5 protein-coding genes are annotated in these 6,372 nt (G+C 49.2%); 1 reads left to right on the top strand and 4 read right to left on the bottom strand.

Translation table 11 applies throughout. The features are described 5' to 3' along the window. Positions 1 to 56: 56 nt before the first annotated feature. The 4 genes from CMM32_10840 to CMM32_10825 all read right to left on the bottom strand — a co-directional run bounded on the left by CMM32_10840 (position 57) and on the right by CMM32_10825 (position 5,002). The gene (locus CMM32_10840; GenBank protein MBT07390.1) at positions 57 to 842 is read right to left on the bottom strand and encodes a short-chain dehydrogenase; all 786 of its coding nucleotides are present in this window, start codon (positions 840 to 842) and stop codon (positions 57 to 59) included. 185 nt (positions 843 to 1,027) lie between these two features. Continuing rightward, on the bottom strand, positions 1,028 to 2,299 hold the full coding sequence (locus CMM32_10835; protein ID MBT07389.1) for a hypothetical protein: 1,272 nt from the start codon (positions 2,297 to 2,299) through the stop codon (positions 1,028 to 1,030). Positions 2,300 to 2,460: 161 nt separating this feature from the next. Then, positions 2,461 to 3,921: an acid--CoA ligase gene (locus CMM32_10830; protein ID MBT07388.1), complete on the bottom strand. Its 1,461-nt coding sequence runs from the start codon at positions 3,919 to 3,921 to the stop codon at positions 2,461 to 2,463. A 49-nt stretch (positions 3,922 to 3,970) separates the two neighbouring features. After that, on the bottom strand, positions 3,971 to 5,002 hold the full coding sequence (locus tag CMM32_10825) for a F420-dependent methylene-tetrahydromethanopterin reductase (GenBank protein ID MBT07387.1): 1,032 nt from the start codon (positions 5,000 to 5,002) through the stop codon (positions 3,971 to 3,973). Between the two features lie 181 nt (positions 5,003 to 5,183). Between CMM32_10825 and CMM32_10820 the strand changes: the two genes are divergently transcribed. Next, a complete protein-coding gene (locus CMM32_10820) occupies positions 5,184 to 6,371 on the top strand; it encodes a formyl-CoA transferase (GenBank protein MBT07386.1) in 1,188 nt (395 codons plus the stop codon). Position 6,372: the final 1 nt, after the last annotated feature.

Raw genomic sequence — 6,372 nt, 5'->3', positions numbered from 1 at the left:
CCATCCCCACCCATTTAACAAGCAATCCCCACTGGACTGGACAACCTAAATGCCGCTCAGGTTTTAGTCCAGCCAGCATACAACTGATAGCTAGTACTGGAGAGATAGCCCGCATCAATGGGCAAAATGCTGCCCGTAATAGCCTTGGCTGCCGAAGAGCAGAGAAAATATATTCCATCCGCAATTTCTGATGGCTCGACCATTCTCTGCAAGGCACTTTGCTCTTTCATTTTAGCCTCATCCCGAAAACCTTGGTCAATCCTCAATTGCATTTGCTCGCTTCGAACATAACCTGGAAGCACAGCATTGACACGAATACCATTCTGGCCCAAATCTGCAGAAAGTATTTTGGTCAATTGATCAATTGCTGTCTTACTCGGAGAGTAGGCAAGAAGGGGAAAAACTCTCACGGCAGAAGTCGATGAAATATTAACAATCGCTCCTTCACCTAACTCGATCATATCTGGAACAAACTTGCGGCAACACATGAAGGTGCCCCGGTAGTTGACAGCCCAAATCCTGTCATGCTCCTCAATATCCAGATCCACTAATCTAGTTGGGTTCTGAAGTATTCCAGCAGAATTGATAAGCACGGACGTTGCACCGCACCGGTCACGCACCCGTCTCACCAACTCGGAAATGGATTCATCATTGGAAACATCTACGTGCTCAAAAAAAGATACCCCCCCATTCTGGGAAATTTCTTCCACTACACCCATACCTCCCGCCTCATTGACATCCGCTACAACTACAGAATCGCCCTCTTGGGCGAACCGAAGCGCAGTAGCCCGGCCAATTCCGCTACCTCCGCCAGTAACCACTACAACTCGGCCTGATTCCATGAGCCGTATTCCTCCCCTTACACGCTATTGAAAATTTTCCTTGGACAAGACATCTGCGTCGCTGTCAGCAAGAATCCGATCTAGACCACATAGTGAAATTTCAGCTAGTAAGACAGAACAGGCCACATCCAAAGATACCTCGTGACGTGGCCTGCTTCCTCCTAAAACAGTCAGATAGTTCGCTCTTACGCAGCGTCCGCGAAACTAATCTTCCCGGGCTGAGAGAGAACTTCCATGCGACTATCTCCTTGCAGCTCCTTCAAGATGGGCTCAGAGACCTCAATCTCCCCAAGACTTAGGGTATTACGAATTCGCACAATCCGTGCATCCTCAGGCTCAACACCTATCAGGGTCTTAACTGCCAAGCGCACTGCGTCCTCGGCCGTTTTCATAGGAATGGGCACCCGTGCACCTTCCAAAGCCGTTGCCGTCACCATATTTGCATAGGTTGAAGCAAAATCTACGCGCCGTAACAGGCGATGTGTAATGACATGGGCGGAGCCAATGCCCGCCGCATTCCCATGGGTCTTTTCGGTAAGATCAAGAATTACAATTTTCTTCACCCGAGGAACTTCAAATCCCGGGGTGCCCGGATTACCTATTACATTGGGGTCGGCACCGGCACCACTTATTTCCTTGCCAATCTCATCAATTACTAGGACGTCTATATCCTCAATATAGATCTTAGCCATGAGCTCTTTTGCCCGGGCTTGTAACTTGGTTTCTTCCGCAAAAAGAGTCTCCGCTGGCAGCGCCCGGATAATTGCTGTGTCATCAAAGGCATCCTCTACCATGCCTATTCCAAAAAGGAATGGCTGGCACTCCATTATGGCCTTAGCCGCACGCGGAAGAGCATCTCCAAATTCAGTGATTGGATGGTTTCCATGCAAGGAAGTTGCCCCATTGATTTTTCCCATACCTATGGTCATCATTTTGACAATTCCGCTCTCTATCTCCCCTCGAAAACTGGTGTGAGGCTTAACGCGGTTAATCAATACAACCCCATCAGCATCATGAGCGTATTTATCCATATGAACTTTTGTGCCACCTTCCAACTCGGCAACGACCACTGTATCCATGGTCGCCCGCACAGGCGCGCCCATCTTGTCTTCGGTTACCCCATAGCCAGCGAGTAACGCTTCTTGGCCCTCTGAGGTGCCACCGGCATGACTGCCCATGGCCGGAAAAATAAACGGATCTGCACCAAGCTCTTTCAGGGAAGCAATCAGAGCTTTTACGGCGACATCAATATTCGCTACGCCACGACTGCCCACGCCGACCGCAATCTTTGCCCCGGGCTTAACTTTTGCCTTGATATCTTCTCGAGCCATCTCATTTGTCACCGCTCCCGCAACATCGTCAATTTTATGATGCTCAAATGCCTGGCGTACCCGGGCCATTTGGGGCAAATCGAACCCCAACCCACCCGCAATATTAAACTGAAGGTCCTCGTGCACGATCTTTCCTTCCCTCTAGCTTTTCACGGCCCCAGATTATTGCCAGGACCAAAATGATTAATTACTGGGTAATGATATCACGTCGGTGGAGAAAGCCAAAATCCTTCCACAATTGAGGCCTATGCCCCGTGGAAGGAACCCACGAGCACCCAGAACTAAAATTATTTAGTTCGCTCAGACCGTANCTCCGAACGTCGCACCTTCCCTGCATCGTCCCGGAGAGAAAAGTCCACAAACTCATAGGTTCTAGGAGTTTTATAACGGACTAAGCGAGACTCTAAAAAGGCAGCTAAGACACTCTCATCCAAATCTTCCTTCCATTCCGGATCTTTTCGGATAATTGCATGCACCACCTGGCCCAGATCTTCATCAGGGAGTCCGATAACTACAGCCGTATCTACTCCAGAGTGCTCAGCTAAANTGGCTTCTACCTCCGCCGGGTAAATATTGGCCCCTCCGGAAATAATCAAGTCAGTTCTTCTATCCGCCAAATACAAGTAACCGTCCTCATCCATCCAACCCATATCTCCCAAGCTGTCCCACCCGTTTCCCGTAACTCGCGGCTCTGCGCCCACATAATGGTACGAAGTGCCTGGACCATCTTTCGGCATGAGATATACCTCTCCAACTACNCCAGGAGCACACTCCTCCCCATTTTCATCAAAAATTCGAGCATGAGATCCATTAATAAGCCTACCCACTGAACCCTTATGCTCCAGCCACTCGTGACCCGACATCCAGGTAGCGCCTGTACCTTCCGTTCCTCCATATAGCTCGTAGACCCTTCCGGGACCGAGCCACTCAACCCACTTCTCTTTAAGCCAAATTGGCATGGGTGAAGCTACGTGACCAACAATTTTTAAGCTGGATAGGTCGTAGTTGTTACGGACATCCTCTGGCAAACGCCATATCCTATGCATCATAGTGGGAACCATCATTACCCATGTGACAGCATGTTCCTCGATCAGCGCAAGAGCCGTCTCGGCATCAAATCTTTCCATCCCCACCACCCTATTTCCTCTGAAAAGAGCGTGATGGGCGAAAGAGAAAGGAGCATTATGATATAATGGGCCTGGGTTCAATACGCATGATTTAGCAGGAATATCAAACACAGATTCACTAACGTCTAATTCAGAGGGCTGGGCATCAACAATGATTTTTGGTCTTCCGGTAGAACCTCCACTAGACATAGCTTTCCAGTGTTTTGCGAGTTTGGGCTGGAGAGCCGCGTCAGAATAATCGCTCTGAACCGAACCTATGTCTAGGACTTGGCAGCCAACAACCCCTTCCAAGCTGGAGCCCACTAAAAGAGTCGGTTGAAGAATTTGCAGAATGGCGTTTAATTCGCCGCTAGGCAGTCTGTAAGACACCACGTGGGGCGTGGCCCCCAACTTCCAAATAGCAAAGCACACCTCATGAAACAGGATGCTATTAGGTAATGCCACTGTAACAAAACTATTTTGTGCAACCCCATATTCTGTCAACAATCTTGCAATCTGATTGGCTCGACTCTCCAGCTGGGCCCACGTGCGATCCCCATCGGGGTAGCTCAAACAATTCGTATCACCCCCTAAAAGACGACTGTAGTGGGCAGGAACCAAACCCAANTTTAGTGTTTGCATATCAATGGCCTATTGTTTCCAAAACACAGGGTGATGTGTTCAGATATAACTAAACTTGTCCAATTAAGTCCAGGGATTGTTCCAGAAGACCTATTCTCTCCGCTGAACCCACTTCGTCAAATCTTAAAGATAGCGAATTTACACCNGCTGCCCTGTATTTCTTAAACCGCTCCAGCACCATATCCGGCGTGCCAAGCGCCCCAAAGTTGGTTACCATCTCATCCGGAACGCGCGCAGCCGCCTCCGGCCTTTTGCCTTGCAACCACAACTCTTGAATAGCCTTTGCATCATCAGTAAATCCGGCTCGCTTAAAGGCATCGTTGTAGAAGTTTGTCGATGCAGAGCCCATTGCTCCCATAGTGAACGCCACACTAGAACGCTTCTCTTCAATCATTTTCTCAACGTCATCACCTATTGAGACATTACATGCCACACTAATTTCTAAATCCTCCAGGGAACGCCCCGCCTCGCTCGCACCTTTCTTAAGGTGAGTGAGGTGTGCATCTGGGTAGTCAGGAGAAAAAGAAGTCCCCAACCACCCATCAGCCGCGGCGCCCGTGTATTCGAGAGATTTGGGCGCTAAAGTTGCGAGGAAAATTGGTATATGGGTTGGCGGATGATCCAGACGAATTGGTTTTCCCTCCCCGCCTGGACGAGGAAGAACATGATGTTTTCCCCTGTAATTTAATTTTTCCCCACTAAAACCCAACCTGACAATATCAACAGTTTCACGAAGGCGGGTCAGAGGAGAATCGTAAGCAACCCCGTGCAACCCTTCAACAACCTGTGGGCCGCTCACACCGAGCCCTAGAACAAACCTTCCATTGCTNAGCATATTCATAGACAGCGCCGTCATGGCTATCATTGACGGAACCCTAGCACTGATCTGCATTATCCCTGTGCCTAGCCCAATCCGTTCAGTCTGACCTGCCAAATACGCTAATGACGTCACCGAATCTTGGCCCCATGCCTCAGCCGACCAAACCCGATCCACGCCCAACTTATCAGCCTGCTTCACGAACTCTATGGCACCACCAATATCACTGTTTGCGTACCCACCAATTGTTACAGCAGTCTTCATTCCGTTTTACCTCAATACGTGACCAGTATTTTCGTACTAGATTGTCATCATCGCTGTGCATACAGTGTGGAACAAACCAATTGCAAGCCTCAAAAAAATTTCAGCTAAAACTTAAATCTTTACTAGACATTAATTGTAATTTTGACAGTGTACTCAGCAAGCAGAAAAGCAGGAATATAGAATGGGCAACGGACTACCGCTTTCACACATTAAAGTTCTAGATTTGACCCGGGCTCGGGCTGGCCCCACAGCCGCACGACATCTCGCAGACTGGGGTGCGGATGTTATCAAAATTGAGATGCCTGCAAGCTCAGAGGATGAAGGCTTGGGAGGAATAAGGCACGGACCAGACTTCCTTAACCTACACCGAAACAAACGGAGCATCACCCTGAACCTGAAAAAATCCAGGGGACTGAAGCTATTTCTTGAAATGGCTCGTGAGGCAGACGTAATAGTGGAAAACTATCGCCCTGATGTAAAACGGCGTCTTGGCATCGACTACGAAAAGGTAAAATTAATCAATCCAAGAATCATATATGGAAGTATCTCGGGCTTTGGGCAAGATGGACCTTTGCGGGATCGGCCGGGACTAGATCAAATAGCCCAAGGCATGGGCGGCCTAATGTCTATAACAGGGTTGCCTGGGCAAGGCCCCGTCCGGGTGGGAGTGCCCATTGCCGATTTATCCTCCGGCAATTATCTAGCCATGGGCATTCTGCTTGCTTTAATCGATCGAGATAGAAGTGGTGAGGGNCAGTGGGTTCATACCTCCCTTCTTGAGGCNCAAATTTCCATGCTGGATTTTCAAGCGGCTCGGTGGCTAATAGATGGCGAAGTCCCNCCCCAGGCAGGCAATAATCACCCGACTGGAATCCCGATGGGGGTCTACCCAACGTCGGATGGAGCCATCAACATAGCCGCGGCCGGTGAAGTTTTATGGAAAAGGTTCATAGGAGTTATAGGTGCCCCCGAGTTAGCAGAAGATAACCGATACGCAGATGGAGAAGCACGCTCAACCAATCGGGAGGCCCTTAACAAAACTCTAGANCGCATAACCGTGCAAAAAACTAGCGAGGAATGGATAAAGTCTCTAAATGAAGCTGGTGTTCCCTGCGGCCCCATATACAGCGTTAAGGAAACCTTTGCCGACGAGCAAGTGCAATATTTAGGCATTGCAAGGGACATGGTACATTCCGAACTAGGTACGATAAAAGTTGTGGGCCAGGCCGTAAATCTCTCCCGGCAGCCACAACCCTCCACCATGCGGAGGTCGACGCCCGAAAAAGGACAGCACACCAACGAGATTCTTCGTACCCTAGGCATAGATGAGAAGGAACTTAAATCACTACGCGACGAAGGCGTTATATAAC

It is taken from the genome of Rhodospirillaceae bacterium (assembly GCA_002728255.1).
Classification (GTDB): Bacteria; Pseudomonadota; Alphaproteobacteria; order UBA7887; family UBA7887.
Note: the sequence above shows the minus strand (reverse complement) of the source record. Positions and strands in the feature narration are given on the sequence as shown.